Origin of the sequence: Cryobacterium sp. TMT1-19, assembly GCF_004403055.1 — a bacterium.
Lineage (GTDB): Bacteria > Actinomycetota > Actinomycetes > Actinomycetales > Microbacteriaceae > Cryobacterium > Cryobacterium sandaracinum.
This window is the reverse complement of the sequence record NZ_SOHB01000067.1, coordinates 83784-101209: the sequence shown is the minus strand read 5'-3', so window position 1 is coordinate 101209 and position 17426 is coordinate 83784. Positions and strand designations below refer to the sequence as shown.

Genomic DNA, 17426 nt, shown 5'->3' with positions numbered 1-17426 from the left:
CTGCGGTCGTGTGCGGGCGTGCCGGTGTCTGGTCTGCTGCCGCCTGGTCTGCTGTCTGGTTCCCTCCCCCCTGGGATTCCATGACTACTGCCGTTCGCTCGGGTCGCCACAAAGAAGGCATTGATCCTTGTCTGGACCTTCGGCGATGTTCAAGGTCATCCGGCCAGCCGGTGAGGCGTTGCTCATGCTGTCTGCCTATGCCCGGCGCCGCTGCCGGGAACCGCTGACAAGAAGGAGAATCCCGCAATGAGCATCGGGATTCCCGTGACGAAGAAGAAGCCGCCCCCGAGGAGGTTCCACGATCCCAGGGCGGCGATCGGCAAAGTGCCCTGGGAGACGTAGAACATGACTATCCAAGCGAAGCCCAAGAACCCGCCCAGGATGGCAAGCACGAGCAGTATTGCACCCGTGACCGTGCGCCCCGTCCCTGTGGATTTGTCCGGTGCGATGGCGGTATTTGACACTGTGGCCCCCAAGATTTTGTTCAGCTGATCAGCAAGAGTACCGAGCGAAACGCCAAGGACCGGATGGGAGTCGCACAGCCCCATCTCGATTTGGAGTCAATCCACCAGAGCGGGAAGAGACAGCGCCTGCGACCCTTCATAGTCCGGGCACCGCATGGCTGGGCAACCCGGTTCCGATGCTCCGATTCGGCCTTCGACTCTCGTGCTCTCGGGCCGTGCGGCCCAGCTTCCCCCAACCAAAGTCAGGCGGGACGGCTTCCGTGCCGTCCGTGACTCCGACGCCACTACACCGACCAGGCCGGGCAATGGACCCCGCCGCAGTTTCGATCTGCGCCGGTGCGCGCTGAGGGAACCCTCTCCGGAGCGTTCTATCGGCATTCGGCGTTTGTTAGGACACCCACCGTGTCTCGCCGTCTTTCTCGGTGGAGGTCGGACGTAGCGCTTGATTTCGAGCGACGCCAATCGAGGCCCGGTGCTCCGGATGGATATGTGCGATGAAACGGTTAACCTCGTGTGCTCGCAACCATCCGATCATCATCTGGGTAGCTTCTGAGGCTATGCCTTGGCCTTGGCGCCTCGGCGAAATGACCCAGGCGATCTCAGCAACGAGCGTTGAACCGTCGCACTCGACGGTTGCCTGCACGAAACCGGCTGGCTCACCGGTGTCTCGGTAGGTGACTATCCAGTTCAGCCACCATTGAGAACCGTCATCAGACTGCCCCACGGTCTGTGCGGCATATCTGCTGTGGAGCAGGCCTGGTGACGGGGCTTCGCCGCCGGTGTACTCGCATAGCGACGGGTCGGCCAGAACGTCGACCATCGAAGCTGCATGGTCCACCGCGAGTGGTTCAAGCAGGAGCCGCTCAGAGCAGACGGGTTCAGGTTGAGGCCAATCCATCTCCTGAGAATGGCACAGGCGCCGTTGGACGGATCACATGGGCCATTGGTGGAGCGGATCTCGCCCCAACGGGGACGCGCTAAGCGCGAGAGATCTGGGCCAGTGCCTCACCCAAGAGTTCATGCCCTCGTGCCTGTCCGCGCCCTGCCCTCGGAATCCGTCGGTGCAACTCGACGGTCAGCCTGGAAGAATTGAGAGATGACCGTAACCCTTCAACGAATCCTCGCCAGCGACTTCCCGACGTGGATTGAGCAAAGCAGCGCGGAGTACGTCGGTGACTTACTTGCCCAGGGTCGATCACACGAGGAAGCTCGGCGCATCGCGGTCGAGAGCATGGCGCGTTCGTTCCCGGAGGGCACTCAGAGCCCCGGCAATGAGGTCTTTCACGTCACGAACGAGGTTGGTACGGCAGTGGGATATCTGTGGATCGGGCAGGATGTCACCACCGACCCGGGGGCGTGGTGGGTCTGGGACGTTTTCATCAACGCCGACCAGCGTGGCCAGGGTCATGGGAGAACAACGATGCTGCTCGGCGAGGAATATGCACGCTCCCACGGTGCGCGCTCTCTCGGCCTCAGCGTCTTCGCATTCAACACCGGCGCCAGGCGACTTTACGATTCCCTCGGCTACGAGACAACCTCGGTGAAGATGCTCAAGAAGCTCGACTGAGCCTTCTCTTCGCTATCGCTGGTTGGCGTCACTGCAGGGCAGCGCCGAGATGGACACCCGTAGGTGGAACCCTTTGGGGGGCGCTCCCGAAGCGCGGGTGATTTCCGGGGGAGAGGTGGATAAAGTTTGCGGCGGAGTGAGTTATCCACGGTCGGAGCGAGGCGATAGACGGAGATTGTCGATCAGGAAACCACCAGGGAAACCGGTGAGCGCGCGCATCCTGCTCTCTCACGCTGCAGGAATGACCGTCACAAGCTCATGTCGCACCGGCGGGTTCCTTCACGGGTTCTGCCCCCAAGGCGGCGAGGTTTCGTGGCTTTGGAAAGGGCAACGGCGATCGAAACCAGGACGATGAAGATTCCTGCAATTTGCAGTGGGGCGAGGTCCTCGCCTCCGATCATCCAACCGAGGAGTAAGGCCACCACCGGGCTGAGTAGGCCGAGGAAAGCTGGAGTGCTCGCGGGAAGACGTGCGACGCCGCGAAACCACAGGACATAGGCGAACGCGGTTCCGACCCCAGACAGATAGGCGTACCCCATGATGTTTTGTGCTGTCAGCGGCGCGGTCGGGAGACCCTCGATGACCAGCAGGATGACCAGAAGGGTGAGTCCTCCCGTGAGGAGTTGCCATGCGGTTGTGGTCAGCGGGGGTGCCGGCTGCCCCCACTTCTTGGAAAGCACGATCCCCGATGCCATGGATAGCGTGCCGGCGACGGCGGCCAGGACGCCGATAGTGTCAAGGCGCGCTTGCGCCTGAAGCACGATGAGACACACGCCGAACACTCCGGTCATGCCGGCCGCTGCCACGCGCCAGGTCAGGTTCTCGTTGAGTACACGGGTCGCCAAGACCGCGACGACGAGAGGCTGAAGCGCGCCCATGACGGCGGCCACACCGCCGGGGAGCCGGTAGGCGGCAACGAAGAGCAACGCAAAGAACGCGCCAATATTGAGGACGCCGAGTACCCAGGACTTCCACCACCATTCGCCGCGCGGCAGCTGGCGGCACAGCAGCAGGAGTAAGGCTCCGGCAGGAAGCGCGCGCAACGTTGCCGCGAGCAACGGCCGGTCCTCCGGCAAGTACAACGTGGTCGTCAGGTATGTGGTTCCCCACAATGCGGGGGCCACGGCCGTAGTCATCAACAGGAAAACTCGATTGCTAAGCACTTAGCCATATTACCTAAGTGCTTAGCAATTGCTAGTCTGGGCGCATGGCAAACCATGTGGATCGAATCCTGGAGCAGTGGCATTCCGAGAAACCCGATCTCGATGTTTCACCGATGGCGGTCATCGGTCGGTTGACTCGAGCAGCAGTCGCCGTCGAATCGCGCCTAGCCACGACATTCGCTCGCCATGCTTTGGACTCCGCATCATTTGATGTGCTCGCCACGCTGCTGCGAAGTGGTTCCCCCTATCGGATCGCTCCGGTGGAGCTGGCGCGTGACGCGATGATTTCTACGAGCGCGGTCGCCCAGCGGCTGAACAAGCTCGAAACGCGCGGGTTGGTCAGTCGGGAGGCAAATCCGAATGACGGCCGCGGCACGCTTGTCGCGCTCACCGATTCCGGACGCGAACTCATTGAGGCGGCATTGCCCGACCACCTCGAGACCGAGCATGCGATCATCGCGGCACTCAGCGTCGAGGAGCAGGCGAACCTCGCTGTGCTTCTTCAACGAATCCATGAAGCTGCCAGCTCCTAACAACCGCCACCCCGCTTTCGCGTAGTCCCTAAGACGGACGTCCACAGACGCAGATTCGGCGCCAATGCGCCGAGGTTCCGAAATATCGGGGGAGTGGCGTTTGGGAACCCCGTACGGGATCTCTTCCGGGTCAGATCGCTGGAATGGGGGCCGTCCGTGCCATCCATTTCTCGGGCTGAGCGAGGGGCTCGAAGCCGAACTTCTCGTAGAGGCCGTGAGCATCCCCGGTCGAAAGTATGACGCGCTTCAAATTCAAGTCGTCGAGCATCGAACAGATGTTATTCATGAGTGCAGCTCCGACGCCGTGTCCGCGGACTTTCGGATCAACAAAAACGTCACAGAGCCCAGCGAAAGTCACCGAGCCTGTCACGACTCGGGCATACGCTACTTGCCGTCCGCTGATTGAGTCGAACATGCCGAAGTTGATGGATGCATCGATTGCAGCATCCTGGACGCGGGCGCCCCTGCGCCCAGTGGGCCTCTTCGCTCAACCATGCGTGGATCAGCTTCCGATCCATGTCACCAGCGCGTGAAGAGAACCGGTAGGTGTCATTCATCATGAACCCACTGAACCGGAACAGAAGATGAGACGCAAACCGATTTAATCGACCGTCCGGCGACGAGGGGCGCATGAGCCGAACCTTCGCCGGGACTTGTTTCTCTGGGGACGGTTCAGCTGGTGGGCTGGCCTGCTCGCCAGTTGCGTGCATGGGTCAGTATCTGCTGGATGACGGCACTCTTGGCGTCGGCGTAGTGGTTCATGTCGCTCCATGTGTTGGCCGCGAGCATCCGCTTCGTGGATTCGTAGAGTGCACGGTCGGCCGCGCCGACCCGGAGCCAGTCGCGGAGGTCGAGGTAGTCGATCTGCTCAGCGGTCTCTGGCGGAAGGACGTGCACGTGGAAGTCCAACTCCGCCGTGCGGAGCATCCGGTGGCCGTGTTCTCGGACGCGGAGCCACAACCCGATGGATTCCATTGGCACAAGGTAGGACTGCTCGTCGTCAATGTCGGCCACGACAAGCAGGATGTCGATCACCGGTTTCGCCGCCAGTCCAGGGACTGAGGTCGAACCGATGTGTTCGACCGACAGCGCAGCCGGGCCCAAGGAATCCTGGATCTTCTTAGCCATGGAAGCTGCTTTGGAGGGCCATGTGTCGTCGTAATCGACGATGACGATCGCCCGTTGCTCACGACCACCGATCAGGATGGTGTCGAGTTCCGTGTCTCTTGCCTGGTCCATCCGTCGAGTTTGGCACGACAGACTCGGCCGTCGAGGCCTGACTGAAGTCCGGCAGCAGCGGAACGCTCACTGGTGCTGACCGATGGGGAGGGGTGCCCGCCTTAGGCTCGTGGGCATGACAGAAGCGCGCGCGATCGATCTGGACAAGTGGCCTCGGCGGGAGCACTTCGAGCACTACCTCACGCGCGTCGAGTGCACGTACGCCATCACGGTGGAACTCGACGTCACGGAGATGGTGGCGGCGCTCCGCGTCGTTCCGTGGAAAAGCTATATCGCGCAGATCTGGGCCATCGCCTCAGTAGTGAATCGTCACGTCGAGTTTCGGATGACTCTCACAGACGAGAAGGTTCCCGCGACCTGGGACATCGTGCACCCTGCATTCACTGTCTTCAATCCCGAGCGAGAGACGTTCGCCAACGTCTGGTCCCCATTCCACGCCGACTTCTCGACCTTCCACGAGCACACAGCGGACGTTTTGGAGAGATACCGCACTGCCACGTCGTTGCAGCCGCAGCCGGATATGCCTGCAAATATGTTTGATATATCAAGCGTTCCGTGGGCGTCGTTCACTGGGTTCAGTCTGCAGATACGGGACGGATGGAAGCATCTATTGCCGATATTCACCCTAGGTCGGTACCGGGAGACCGGGGGGCGAACCGTGATGCCTGTCGCCATTCAGGTGCACCATGCGGCCGCTGACGGTTTCCATACGGCTCGCCTTGTTCAAGAGCTGCAAGTTCTATTTTCCGACCCATCGTGGCTCTCCAAATAACGCTCCATGGGCACGGAATTCGCCGCCAGGGCTTCGAGCCGACGTTGAACGGCGGGTGCCATTTGGGAACCCCTTACGGCAAGCCATTCATCCCCATTTATGCGACCTCTGCGGGCGCTCGCTTAGGCCCGTGTGCGCGAGAGTGACCTGCCTCCTTCCGCGGAGTACGACCGCGACCTTCAGCCGACAGATGCGTCGTGGGTCCTAAGGCCAGCAAGGAATTCGCGACGCTGGAGCAGTCGTTCAATCGAGTGCAGCGCCTTGAGAACGAAATACAATGCCATCTGGTCGGAATTCGTCAGTCGCAAGACGAGGTTGTCGTCGTCGCCCAACGGAAGCTCTTCACGCTCCAGAACTCCCATGCTCGCCCACGACCGGCCGTGAGCGAAGCCAGACGCGAGACGCCACTCAAACTCAGCCGCTTCGCGGCCAGCCGCCTTCAGCTCTTTGAAGACGGACGTGATTGTGAAGTTGCTGATCGCCGAGCTCGCCGAGATACCCCTGACTTCAGCGATGGCACTCAGACGTTCAAGTTGCCCGGCCAGGTCTATGGCGCTGAAATGTGCCGTGGCCCGGTGTTGATCGCGAGCATCCTGTGCATACCAGCGCAAACTCCGACTGATCCGCTCATTACGACTAGCGGGCGAGATCACCCACAACCCCGTTACCGCGTTCTCAATTGCGTTGCGCGCAAGTGTGGCCGGAGCTGACGTGTGCAGCAGCCGGGCGTCCCACACAAGCGCCTTCAAAGCATGAAGGTGGTCAATCGCGGAGAAAAGGCACGCGTTGGCGACGTACGTCACCGAATATGGAGCTGCTCCTCGATCGTCACCTGTGAAGGCACTGCCCGTGACAACCGGGAAAGGCTCCGATTCTCCAATCCGGGTGGCCAGAACATCGATGAGCGGGGCTATCTCTCGCCACTTCGAATGAAGAATCTCGTCAGGGATTCGGGCTAATTGCTCCATGACGCGACAGTAGCGCGCTCACCGAAGCTTCAGCGACGAAGGAGATCCGCGACATCCGCTTCGGCTGCGACTCCGCGCTGCTGGGCGACAAGATCGAGACTTTCACCTACTCGGAAGAACAGTCCGTGCTGCAGCAGCAGGTGCGGATGGGTTAGGTCTCGACGCCTGAGGCAATCGGTGCCGCCAGGGATACCGGCTGATACGTTGTAGCGCACGTCCAGGCGCGTCGCGACCTGACGGACTGAAACGAGGCAATGGTGGCGAACGCAGCAGCAGGTTGGTACGATGACGGTTCGGGTCACCAGCGACGGTGGGACGGCGAGCAGTGGACGAATGTCTGGCAAGAGGAGGCATCGGTGAACAGTCCGCCGCGCTGATCGACCACACCAAGTCGGAGTCCGTCGCGGTAGGTCGACCACGCCCAGCGCAATACGGGCAGAGCTACGTCATGTTGCAGGTGGTGCTGAAGGAGAAGCTATTCGGTACCGGATCTGGCAACCTCACCGAGCTAGAAAAGTCCATCAACGCGCAGGCCGCCCTCGGCTATCGACTGCACACCATCACGACGTCAGCCTCAGGCAGTAAGGGCCTCGGGGGCGGCGACCGCATCCAGGCCACGCTGGTCTTCGAGCGACTCGGGATCAGCTGACGTCTATCGGCACCCGATCAGGCGCGTCTAAAGGCCGGCCCATCCCGTGAATAGCGTCCGGAACCTCACGCCCTTCGTCTCCACATCTGAATGACGTTGTCCGCGGCCTCTGCCTCGACCACAATCCGCTCCTGTTCCCGCTCTGCGGCCTGGCGCGCCCGGACTTTCCCTGCCACGTCGAGCAGGTCCCACATCTGTTCGCCGGTTACTGACACCCCGCGGGCGCCGGTGCGCCGGGTTCGGCCACGGATGAGGGCGTAGTGGGTGCGGAACACGGGTGCTCCGATCTGTGCCTGTGCGTCGTGGAAGAACACCACGTTGGAGACGGGCCCGGTGCCGTCGTCGAGCGAGAGGAAGACGACGCGTTTGCCGCTTCGCATCGGGGGAGTGTGGGTGGCGCGGCGGACCCCGGCGACCAAGACCTCGGTGCCGCCCGGCAGGTTCACAAGCTCTGACGCCGGGGTGACTCCGAGCTCTTTGAAGAGCAGGTAGAACCGGGTCATTTGGTGCTGGCTGACGGCGAGGCCGAGGTCTCGGAGTTCCACGTCTGTTTGGGTGCGGCCGCGGAGGTCGAGGGCAGTGACCGATCGGTAGAAGTCGGGCAGTGGCAGTTCAATGTCGAAGGCGAGCTGGTCGGGGCCGACGGGGAGGGCCCTGCCGCCGAGGCCTTGGATGTGGGCGAGGAGGTCGCCGCGGCGGGCGCGGTCGTAGCCGATGAACGAGTCGAGGGCGCCGACCCGGGCCAACGCTTCGAACGTGCGGCGGCGTGGCCGTACGCGATCGCGGAAGTCCTGCAGGGACGAGAACGGTTGGTGCTCGGCGATGCGCTGCCGCTCCACCGCGCTGGATCCGGCGAGTTCGGGCAGGGCCAGGCGGATGGCGAGCTGCCCGTCGTCCAGCTGCTCCACCCGGTAGTCCAATGCGGATTTCTGGACGTCGAGGCCGAGGACGGGGACGCCGAGGTTGCGGGCTTCGGCGACGATCAGGTCCTTGGGCCACATGCCGGGGTCGTGGGTGAGGAGTCCGGCGAAGAACGTCGCTGGGTGGTGCGTTTTCAGCCAGGCGCTCTCGTACGTGGTGCGGGCGAACGCGGCCCCGTGTGCCTTGGCGAACCCGAAACTGCCGAACCCGGACAGCACCTTCCACGCCCGATCGACAACCGGCGCCGGGAACCCCCGGACCGCGGCCTGCTTCCGCACGTACGCTTCGATCTCGGCGAGGTCGCCGGATTTTCCGAGGTGCCGGCGGAACACATCGGCCTTACCCATCCCGCAACCGGTCAGCTCGTCGAACAGACGCATCACCTGCTCGTGGAAGACGACGACGCCGTTGGTTTCGGCCAGGAACGGTTTGAACCGCGGATGCATATGGTCGGGTGCGACTTCCCCGTGCCGCGCCTTCAAATACTGGAGGGGCATGTTCGCCTGCATCGGTCCGGGGCGGAACAAGCTGATCTCCACAGTCAGGTCATTGAAGACTCCCGGTTGGAGCTTCCCGATCAGTTCCATCTGCCCGGGGGATTCGAGCTGGAAGACGCCGAGGGTGCGGGTGGTGCGGAGCATTTCGTAGGTGGGTTCGTCGTTGAGGGGGACCCGGTCCAGGTCGATGGTCTCGCCGGTGAGGCGCCGGTGCTCCTCGATCGCGTAGGCCATCGCCGACTGCATCCGGACGCCGAGGATGTCGAGCTTGATCAGGCCCATGGGGTCCATGTCGTGTTTGTCGTACTGGGACATGGGCAGCCCCATCCCCGACCGTTGCACGGGCGTCCGGTCAAGGAGAGACGTGTCGGAGAGGATGACGCCGCACGGGTGCACGCTGATGTGCCGGGGGAGCCGGTCGAGCTTCGCGGTCAGGTCCACCAGCTGGTCCAACTGCTGCGACTCGCGCACCTGCGCGGCGAGATCCGCGAGCTCCGGTTTCTCCTCGAGGGCTCGGCGGAAGTCGCGGGCGTTGAACCGCCACATCTGCTTGGCGATAGCCGAGACCTGCTCCTGGGGCATGCCGAGGGCGAGCCCGGCGTCGCGGACGGCGCCTCGCCCCCGGTACGCGTTGGTCATCGACATCAGCGACACCCGGTCGGCGCCAAAGACCTGGAACACTTCCCGGTAGATGTCATGGCGCCGCGCGGATTCAACGTCAAGGTCGATGTCGGGGAGAGTCTGGCGTTCGGGGGAGAGGAACCGTTCCCAGATCAGGCCGTTCTCGATCGGCTCGACCGACGAGGTGCGGAGCGCGTAGTTGAGAACGGACCCGACGCCGGAACCACGCGCCTGCACCCGGACGCCCATGCCCCGGATCAGGTCCGCGACACGGGCGACAGTCAAGAAGTACGCCGCGAACCCGAGGTGTTCGACCGTCTCCATCTCATGTGCCAGCTCCAAATGTGCGGCTCGGGCGAGGGTGGTGCCGGCGTAGCGGTCGTCGATGCCGTGCCGGGCCCGCCGCCACAGCTCCGCGACGGGGTCGCCGACCACTCCGATGATCGAGGCTTCCGGCATCCGTGGTGTGCCGAGTCCGATGTCCGCGGCCGGGTCGAGGGCGCACTGGTCCGCCAGCTCGCGTGTGGTCCGCAGCAGGTCGTCGAGAGCGTCGGGGTTCCGGGCGCCGGCGTCGACAACCATGCGCGCGACCTGGCGCATGTGCGTCCCGTCTTTAAGCCAGGCCTGGCCGTTCGCCTGCGGTTCCTCGAGTTGGGCGAGCGGGGTGAGGAGCCGGGTGGCGTCGGCGAGGTCTGCGGTCGTCGCGTCGCCCGGCTCGCCGTAGCGGACGGCGTTGGAGAGGATGGCGGGGGTCCCGGTGTCCTCGGCGAGTCCTAGCATCCGGGTGGCCGCGGCCACGGAACCGCGTTGCCCGGTCGGTGCCAGGTGGCAGACGACCTCGAGGGTGACCGAGCCAATAGGCATGACGCGGAGCCACGCACGCAACCCTGCAACTGACTCCGGGCGGTCCCGGCGTTGCGCGGCGAGCCCCACGTCAGAGAGCGGCCCGAGGAGCACGGTGAGGGCACGGCCCTCCGCCCAGGTGGCGAGACGTCGCCGGTCAATGCTCGGCACCCGACCTGCCTCGTGCGCGGAACTCACGGCCCGGCAGAGTGCCGCGTACCCGCGGCCGTCCCCGCCGTGGGCGAGCAGGGTCACCCGGCCAAGCGGCCGGTGCTCATCATCGTGGACGGCCAGGTCCGCGCCGAGGCCTGGCCGGATCCCGGCGGCCGCGCACGCCCGCACATGTTTGACCGCCCCGTACAGCCCATCCCGGTCGGTCAGGGCGAGGAAGTCCGCGCCGGCACCTGCCGCCTGGTCGACGAGGACCTCGGGCATGGTCACGCCATAGTGCGGGGAGTATGCGGAGGCAACGTGGAGGTGCGGGAAGCTCTGTCGCATCCGTACCTCCAACCCTTGCTATCGAACGTTTATTCGATATGGGGAGTGTAGGTCTGGGCTCTGACACTGACAAGTGTCTATCTGCTGCATCGCGGGTTCAGAACCTCTGAACTCGCCGACACGGTGACGCCCTACCTAGCCAGAGCGCAACCGTGTTGTCGATGTCAGCAGTTTTGCTCGACCCCATCGGTGTTGCCGGTCTGTAGGACGACATGGTCATGCCGCAACTGGCTGCTGGCAGCGAGGAAGCTTGTCTACTCGTCGAGTAGCGCGATGTTCGGGGACCGAGGGAGGTTTCTTTCTCTCTACCCGGGCTGGTCTACAGCTCTGAAAGGGGGTTGGAGGCAGATGCCCGGCCACCCTTATGCTGTGGTCAGCTACGCGCACCTGTGGTGGCGGGGAAGGACACACTGTGACAGATCATACGACCACACCACAACCATCCGGGTGGTACCCCGATCCGAAGTCCGAGACGTCCAACCAACTGCGCTGGTGGAATGGAACCGACTGGACCGAGCATGTGAAACGCGATATCCCTGCGGCCCCGCGCCTCAAGAGAAGGTTCCTCAGGACCACAGCTTCCAGTGTCAAGCGGCCAGTGCCCCGGTGGCGATTCGTTTGGAGCTACATCTGTCTAGGCGTCGCGGTAGCTGCAACCGCCTACCTCATCTACAGCTATTCGGTCCATATCCCTAAGCTGCTGAAGTCGAACCCGGCGGACCCGGGTTGGGCGTCGCTCGGATTCTTTCTGACCCCGATCATCATCGGTCCGTTCATGGTCATACCAATGATCGCCTCGATCATCCTGAGGTGGACATGGCTGAACATCACCGGCCTTGCCGTCATGCTGATGCTGCTTCCGGTTCCGTACGTGTTTGAAGCGGTTGGGGTAACGAGATAATAGTGTTCAGTCTCTGCGGGGCGTGAGGGTCGGGGTGAGTGGCGAGCCGACGACGGGGGAGCTGGGACCGCCAGTGAGAACTCTTTCTGGAGCCTTGATGCCTGCCCCCCCCACATGTCTACGCGTTGCCTCGTTAAACCTGAACATTGACTCGGAACGACTCGAGGAACGTATCGACCTGATCGTCGCGGAGCTCGAGCAGCTGCAACCGGAGGCAGTGTGCTTCCAGAAGGTGGTGGCTAACTCCCTGGCCGAGTGTGTTCCGTCGCGGATCGCGGCAGCCTTGGGGTGGCGCGGTGTGGCCGCTGGCACTTTCAACGAGGGGCTTGGCCAAGAAAACGAGGGAACGCAAATGAGCAAAGTCATCCGAGCAGTGATCGTCGGGGTGGGCGTCACAGTCCTCCTGGTCGGCGCGCTGATTGCCGTGGTCGTCATCTCCGGCGATCCCGCACCGATCGAGAGAGCAGCGGCTGCGCTGAAACCGGCGCCTGGGTGGACGGTCACGCAAACCAGCACAGAGCCCCCACGTCGGATCTGCCTGGGTGGCGTGGCGTGCCCGTCGATCCTCCGAATGTGGAGCATCCCCGCACAGCTGAGCGCGGCGGAGTTCCTGGCGCTCGTCGATCGCGCCGGGTGGGAGTTCCCCGTCACGGGTGACTGCGAGCCGCAAGCAAACATCTTCGGCGGGCAGACCCTCTGCGAGGCCCGCGGCACCGACGGCGGGTTCGACATTGTCATCGCCCAGATGGTTGACCGTGACGGCGGCCCGCTGGTGTGGCTGTACGTGGAGGCTGCCCGCTGAGTACGTCATCATGATCCATCCCTCCACGGAAAGCGGCTACCAGCCCTGACACCAGAAAGTGAGCATCGCCATGAGCCTCGTCCAGACCATCGTCGTCAAACCGGCTAAGCACTTCGACACCATCGCCGCGGCGGCGCTCGCGTCCGGGCTCGCCATGGCGCACGCTGACCTCAGCTGCGACCCCTGGCACAGCTGGCTCAGCGGCAGCTTCACCAAGAGCGTGCGGCGGGTCAAGCGCCCCATCGAGCTCGAGCGCATCCGGGCCCTCGGGCTCGAGAACGCAGAAGTCACCGTCGGCGATGCTGTAGCTCTCGCCTTCGTGCCGGCGCGCTACGAAGACAACCCATGAGAGATCAGCCGGCTATAAGTCTCCGGCCTCGACCTCGCCCACGACGCTGACCGGTTCACGCTCAGCCCTCGCCTCGGCGCCGTGACCCCGCACATCGAGATCAACGCTGACGTGGCGATGTCCACCGGCAAGACTTCTGCCCAGGTGGCGCACGCGCTGGGTGCCTGGTTGCTCGCGCAACCCCTCAGCACCCGCCTGCCCTGGGCCAGCGACCCGGGGATCCACATCGGCGAGGTCGGCTTCGCTGCGTACGCCGCAGAGGAGTCCGACGACGCCTCGATCATTACGATCCTCGACCACGGGCTCACCGAGATCGCGCCGGGCACGGCGACGGTGCGGGTGTATCTCGATCTGCTCGTCTGAGGCTCGCTCTCGGACCGGTGAGCACGTTCAGCACGCTAGGACGGCCATTTGAGGGTGAAAACATGCCCTCAGGCGAAACGTACCGGCGATCGAGCGCCCAATACGGTCCGCGGCCGCAACACGTCGACGCCACTAAAATCCCTGATGAGGGTGGTAATCGCTCACTCAGAAGGCCTGCGCGCCGAGAGGGCGTACCGACGATCTGTACCGCCGAAAAAAGACGTATTTGCACGTTGACCAGGGGAAACGGTCCAATGTACCGTATGTACCGCCATTCTGGAGGTTTCCTTACATGTGCGTGTGCGCAGGCGCGCATGTGTAGGGTTTCCCGGATTACGCGGTACATACGGTACATCTCTCTTCTTCTCTCTTACTTATTAGCTAGAAATCAAGAGAAAATAGCCAAAAGCCGCTGATTTAGCGGACCGGCGATGGAAAACCAGCCGCAGATCGCCGGTACGTTTCCAACGGCCCTGAGCTGTATAAATCGACCCTCATCAGGCAATCCATCCCAGCGAGCCCGGACCGGCGATTTATTTCATCGCCGGTACATCGCCCAAAAACGCTGGCTAAATCCGAACAAGTACACAGAGACTAGGAAGTGAGCGCCATGCGAAACACCGAGCAAACCCTCAACACCGCCATCGGCGAGCTGCGCTGCATCAACCCCGACCGGCCAGCCTCACTCGACGAACTCACCGCCTTGAGCGCCGTGCGCAACTGCATCGACGAAATGCTGCGTGCCTGCGTAAACGAGCTGCGCACCGATCCGCAGACCGCCCGCGACTGGCCGACGATCGCCTACGCGCTCGGATCGTCGTCGGTGAACGCCACTCGGCAGAAGTATGGGTCAGGGATTGCCCCTGCCGATGAGCACGTCCTGAACTTCTGGGACACCTTCGCCGAGGACTTCGTCTGGGGCTTCCTGCCCATGACGTTTCTCTACGCCCTGTACGAGCAGTGGATGACCGTTGAGTTCCCCGACGAAGAAGCCCTCCTGGGGAAAGCGTTCACCCGGCGGCTGAAGAAGGTCGCAACCACATCCGGTGAATGGGCCTATGTCCGAACCCGCACCGGGTCGCTGATGGACGAGGCTGAGCCTCTGACGCAGAGGGTAGGCCGCTGGGCTCTCAACGAAGCCGGGGGAGGCCAGTACGGACTCCGCCGCACTGCCACGCTGATCCGGCACTCGTCCGCCGTGGCCTGACTCGTCGCTGACAACCACACATCCGGCTCACCCCACACATCTCAAACAAGACGTGCGTCTGATCCGCGATCACCGCACCGACGATAGATTTGACACCAAAGGGAGAAATGCCATGTCACGAGAGACGAACCCCGCGGCCAGGCGTCAACTGCCGATCCCTACCGCTACGCCGGTCAACAACACGGCTACCCCGGCTGCCCAAGCCCAAGCTGGCACAGTCGCCGCGCTCGGGCACGATGTCGCGCAGCGCGTGCTGCAACTCCGAGACGATGACCTCCGTGAGCGCGAGCACCTCGCCCGCATCCTCATCCACACTGTGCTGGAGCTTTCGAGCGAACACCTCGCGGAGCTGGTCAGAGAGCCGGCGCACATAGGGACCCCTCGCTGGGACGCATTTCTTCAGGCTCTCGTCGCGTGGCGCTGCCAAGGTGCCCGCCCCAGGATCCAGACGCCCCCGTGGGCAAAAGAGACCCGCATCGACGAGGCATGGGCCCCGTTTGGAGGCTCCATCCGAGACGACGGCTGGTACACGCTGTCGGTGCTCTCAACCCCAGCCGCGTTCCTACATCGGGGAATCGTGCTCGATCGCAAGAATCTGGAGGAACTCTAGTGGCAATCGTCCGCAGCAGCCTGACTCGTCGCTGACAACCGCGAATCCGGCCCCCGCACATCCCAAACGGGCAAGTTTGCTGCATGCGCAACAGTCACCAACCCCTCCGCACCGCCCTCGCGGAGCTGAACAACCTGAGCACCAGCGATCCCGCCACCCTCGCTGAGCTGGCCGCGCTGAGCACCGCCCGCGACTGCATCGACGAGCTGCTGCGCACCTGTATCGCCGAGCTTCGTGCTGATCCCGAGAACGCCACACCTTGGCCGGCCATCGCCGCAGCGCTCAGCTCAGCGTCGGCCTCCGCTGCCCAGAAGCGCTACGGCGGCAAGCCCCCAGCTGCCACAGCAGCCTGGCTGGCCAACGCCCAGGCCGACAGCCAGATCCTCGCGTTCTGGCAAGCCTTCGCTGAGCTGTTTCGCTGGGTCTTCCTGCCGGTCGATTTGCTGCACGCGCTCTACGCCGACTGGTTGAGCGACGAGTTCCCGGCTGACGGGCCGCTCTTGAAGAAGGCGTTCACCCGCCGTATCAAGACGGTCGCTACTGCCTCGGGCGAGTGGCTCTACACCCGCTCGCGCCCTGGCTCGATGATGGACGCGGCTGAGCCGCTCACGGCCCGTGCGCACGGCTGGAGCAAGAACGCATCCGACGTCGCGCTGTATGGCCTGCGCCGGAGCGAGCCCGCGGCCCCGGCACGGATTGTGGACGAGTAACGTGATGCTGCAACCGCCCACTGACGACCGCGGCTCCCGACATGGAAGGTGATGATGAACGCCAAACGGCCCGATCCAAAGCCGCTGGAGCCACGGCAAGCCGCCGCTCGCCTCAGCATCGCGACCAAAGATCTCCCCAACCTCGGACGGCCGTGGACCCGCGCCGACGTACAGGCGCTGCAAGCCGAAAAGCCCGCCTGGCTCACCGAGGCACGACGCCGACTCGGCGCCGCAGTGAAAGCCCGCAGGCGCGCCGAATACGAAAAAGTCCTGAAACTCAGTCGCCGAATCCAGGACGCCGGCTGGGTTACCGCGAACGACGGCACCAATGAAGCAATTCCCCTGTACGACTCGCTCGCGCTCCGTGCCCATCACGAGTGGGGCGTCAAGCTTGACCTAGCGGAGGAAGCCGTCGACACCCTGCTGCCTCAGACCAGCGGGATGATCTTGGACGACAAGGCGACTGAACCCTAAGAGGCTCATCAAGGCTGAGAACGCCGCCGATCAGCAAGGCGCCCCATTGTCTCGAAGAGTGGAGGCGCAGCGACGACCGCTGAGATAGGGGTCGCGGAGACGACCGCTGGGCTACTGGGGACCTTTGAACCCTTCGATCGGTTGCACCGCCAGCAGAGCGTCTGAAGGTTTTCCGGCGTGCTGAGACCACCTTTGGACACCGGCATGATGTGGTCGACCTCGAGCAAGAGGTGTGGCTCGGCGGCCACCGAGACCCTGCACTGCAAGCAGGCGTAGCGGTCGCGCTGCTTGATCTCGCCCCGGAGTCGCACCGTCATCAGCGCACGCTGCCCGGCGGCCGACTTCGTCCAGCGGATCTTCTGGACGAGCGTCGCGGACAGCGCATCAAGGGTGGGAGTGTCGAATTCGATATTCGACGCCTGACCGCTGTTGCCTCCTGCGGAGGTGTACTGGAACTTGTAACGCGGGTACGGCACCTCGATGGGCGACAGGTGGGCGCCGATCTGGTTCCAGAACTCGTCGGCGTAACGCTTGAGGATGAACTTCGGCGGGTTGATTCTCGCGGTGATCTCTGCCTCGCGACCCTTGACGTTGGAGACCGCCTCCTCCAGGCGAGAGATGTCCGCGGCGATACGCTGAACCTCAGCCAGGGTCTCCTGGTCGGCCTTGATGGAGAAGTACTTCATGACGTACTTGATCGGCTCGACGCTGGCGTTGCGCACGACCTGGAGCGATGTGTTGTGCACTTGCGGCGCGTAGACGGAGACGTTGCGGTCGCGCCGGTTCTTCCACGCCGAGTTGTTCTCGAACGTCGCCAGGTGCGCATACTGGCCCCCAGAGGACGCTCCCAGCTCGAATGAGCCTTGCGAGCGGATCTCGGCTACATAGTTCACGACCTCGTTGTGCTCGGCGACAACGACGGCGATCTCGGATCGCAGCGTATGGAACTTCTCGGAATTGAAATAGCGAGCTTTGCGGACTTTCCAGATGATCGGGCTGGCGATCAGAACCAGGGCGAGCCCGACCAAGGCGGCAACACCGCTTCCGGTAGTCACGCCGAGGACGAGGGGTGCTGCAATGAGCAACATGATGTAGATCGGTATGGGCATGATGCCATCTTTCTGTGATGTGACGTCGACAAGCTCATTCTGGCGGCATCATCCGACACAAACTTCTCGTATCCCAGCAGAAACGGGTCAACACCTGACCGACATTGCTGTTCCGGCGGTTCCGATTGCCGTCCACACGCACCAAGCGACAAAGCACCACCCCGCC

At 63.3% G+C, this 17426-nt stretch carries 21 protein-coding genes; 13 read left to right on the top strand and 8 right to left on the bottom strand.

The window, feature by feature from the left end:
- Positions 1-182: 182 nt before the first annotated feature.
- Together E3T40_RS15540 and E3T40_RS15535 are read right to left on the bottom strand one after the other, a co-directional pair.
- A complete protein-coding gene (locus tag E3T40_RS15540; RefSeq protein ID WP_233194154.1) occupies positions 183-464 on the bottom strand; it encodes a cell division protein CrgA in 282 nt (93 codons plus the stop codon).
- 388 nt (positions 465-852) lie between these two features.
- On the bottom strand, positions 853-1362 hold the full coding sequence (locus tag E3T40_RS15535) for a GNAT family N-acetyltransferase (RefSeq protein WP_104195037.1): 510 nt from the start codon (positions 1360-1362) through the stop codon (positions 853-855).
- Positions 1363-1560: 198 nt separating this feature from the next.
- On the opposite strand from E3T40_RS15535, the gene E3T40_RS15530 reads away from it, so the two are divergent.
- Positions 1561-2031: an N-acetyltransferase gene (locus E3T40_RS15530; protein ID WP_104195036.1), complete on the top strand. Its 471-nt coding sequence runs from the start codon at positions 1561-1563 to the stop codon at positions 2029-2031.
- Between the two features lie 248 nt (positions 2032-2279).
- Here the strand turns inward: E3T40_RS15530 and E3T40_RS15525 are convergent, their stop codons facing one another.
- Complete coding sequence (locus E3T40_RS15525) at positions 2280-3194, bottom strand: DMT family transporter (protein WP_233194152.1); 915 nt, start codon at positions 3192-3194, stop codon at positions 2280-2282.
- Positions 3195-3238: 44 nt separating this feature from the next.
- On the opposite strand from E3T40_RS15525, the gene E3T40_RS15520 reads away from it, so the two are divergent.
- Positions 3239-3727, top strand: coding sequence for a MarR family winged helix-turn-helix transcriptional regulator (locus tag E3T40_RS15520; protein WP_104195034.1), 489 nt, complete (start codon positions 3239-3241; stop codon positions 3725-3727).
- 130 nt (positions 3728-3857) lie between these two features.
- On the opposite strand, the gene E3T40_RS15515 is transcribed toward E3T40_RS15520, so the two are convergent.
- Both E3T40_RS15515 and E3T40_RS15510 read right to left on the bottom strand, forming a co-directional pair.
- Positions 3858-4142 carry a GNAT family N-acetyltransferase gene (locus tag E3T40_RS15515; RefSeq protein WP_369828385.1) on the bottom strand — a complete coding sequence of 95 codons (285 nt, stop codon included), beginning with the start codon at positions 4140-4142 and terminating at the stop codon, positions 3858-3860.
- A 257-nt stretch (positions 4143-4399) separates the two neighbouring features.
- Entirely contained in the window at positions 4400-4966 is a 567-nt protein-coding gene (locus E3T40_RS15510; RefSeq protein WP_104195033.1) for a GrpB family protein, read from the bottom strand.
- 115 nt (positions 4967-5081) lie between these two features.
- Here E3T40_RS15510 and E3T40_RS15505 point away from each other — a divergent pair, with 115 nt between their 5' ends.
- Positions 5082-5738, top strand: a complete 657-nt coding sequence (locus E3T40_RS15505) for a CatA-like O-acetyltransferase (protein ID WP_104195094.1) — start codon at positions 5082-5084, stop codon at positions 5736-5738.
- A 179-nt stretch (positions 5739-5917) separates the two neighbouring features.
- On the opposite strand, the gene E3T40_RS15500 is transcribed toward E3T40_RS15505, so the two are convergent.
- Positions 5918-6706, bottom strand: a complete 789-nt coding sequence (locus E3T40_RS15500) for a hypothetical protein (protein ID WP_134544684.1) — start codon at positions 6704-6706, stop codon at positions 5918-5920.
- Positions 6707-6960: 254 nt separating this feature from the next.
- On the opposite strand from E3T40_RS15500, the gene E3T40_RS15495 reads away from it, so the two are divergent.
- On the top strand, positions 6961-7083 hold the full coding sequence (locus tag E3T40_RS15495) for a DUF2510 domain-containing protein (RefSeq protein ID WP_233194151.1): 123 nt from the start codon (positions 6961-6963) through the stop codon (positions 7081-7083).
- Positions 7032-7355 carry a DUF4177 domain-containing protein gene (locus E3T40_RS17230; protein ID WP_233194150.1) on the top strand — a complete coding sequence of 108 codons (324 nt, stop codon included), beginning with the start codon at positions 7032-7034 and terminating at the stop codon, positions 7353-7355. The genes E3T40_RS15495 and E3T40_RS17230 overlap by 52 nt, the downstream gene beginning before the upstream one ends.
- Positions 7356-7420: 65 nt before the next feature.
- Here the strand turns inward: E3T40_RS17230 and dnaE are convergent, their stop codons facing one another.
- Positions 7421-10735 carry a DNA polymerase III subunit alpha gene (gene dnaE / locus E3T40_RS15485; RefSeq protein WP_134544679.1) on the bottom strand — a complete coding sequence of 1105 codons (3315 nt, stop codon included), beginning with the start codon at positions 10733-10735 and terminating at the stop codon, positions 7421-7423.
- Positions 10736-11147: 412 nt separating this feature from the next.
- Between dnaE and E3T40_RS15480 the strand changes: the two genes are divergently transcribed.
- The 8 genes from E3T40_RS15480 to E3T40_RS15445 all read left to right on the top strand — a co-directional run bounded on the left by E3T40_RS15480 (position 11148) and on the right by E3T40_RS15445 (position 16151).
- Entirely contained in the window at positions 11148-11636 is a 489-nt protein-coding gene (locus tag E3T40_RS15480; protein WP_104195029.1) for a DUF2510 domain-containing protein, read from the top strand.
- Between the two features lie 352 nt (positions 11637-11988).
- On the top strand, positions 11989-12438 hold the full coding sequence (locus tag E3T40_RS15475) for a hypothetical protein (protein ID WP_134544676.1): 450 nt from the start codon (positions 11989-11991) through the stop codon (positions 12436-12438).
- Between the two features lie 70 nt (positions 12439-12508).
- Positions 12509-12787 carry a hypothetical protein gene (locus tag E3T40_RS15470; RefSeq protein WP_134544673.1) on the top strand — a complete coding sequence of 93 codons (279 nt, stop codon included), beginning with the start codon at positions 12509-12511 and terminating at the stop codon, positions 12785-12787.
- Between the two features lie 81 nt (positions 12788-12868).
- A complete protein-coding gene (locus tag E3T40_RS15465) occupies positions 12869-13150 on the top strand; it encodes a hypothetical protein (protein WP_104195025.1) in 282 nt (93 codons plus the stop codon).
- Positions 13151-13760: 610 nt separating this feature from the next.
- Positions 13761-14357 (top strand): primase-like DNA-binding domain-containing protein, encoded by a 597-nt coding sequence (locus E3T40_RS15460; RefSeq protein WP_104195024.1) that lies wholly within the window; start codon positions 13761-13763, stop codon positions 14355-14357.
- Positions 14358-14469: 112 nt separating this feature from the next.
- The gene (locus E3T40_RS15455) at positions 14470-14967 is read left to right on the top strand and encodes a hypothetical protein (RefSeq protein ID WP_104195023.1); all 498 of its coding nucleotides are present in this window, start codon (positions 14470-14472) and stop codon (positions 14965-14967) included.
- Between the two features lie 83 nt (positions 14968-15050).
- On the top strand, positions 15051-15677 hold the full coding sequence (locus E3T40_RS15450) for a hypothetical protein (protein WP_104195022.1): 627 nt from the start codon (positions 15051-15053) through the stop codon (positions 15675-15677).
- A gap of 51 nt (positions 15678-15728) precedes the next feature.
- A complete protein-coding gene (locus E3T40_RS15445) occupies positions 15729-16151 on the top strand; it encodes a hypothetical protein (RefSeq protein ID WP_104195021.1) in 423 nt (140 codons plus the stop codon).
- 8 nt (positions 16152-16159) lie between these two features.
- On the opposite strand, the gene E3T40_RS15440 is transcribed toward E3T40_RS15445, so the two are convergent.
- Positions 16160-17179 (bottom strand): HNH endonuclease, encoded by a 1020-nt coding sequence (locus E3T40_RS15440; RefSeq protein ID WP_241981806.1) that lies wholly within the window; start codon positions 17177-17179, stop codon positions 16160-16162.
- Between the last annotated feature and the right edge of the window lie 247 nt (positions 17180-17426).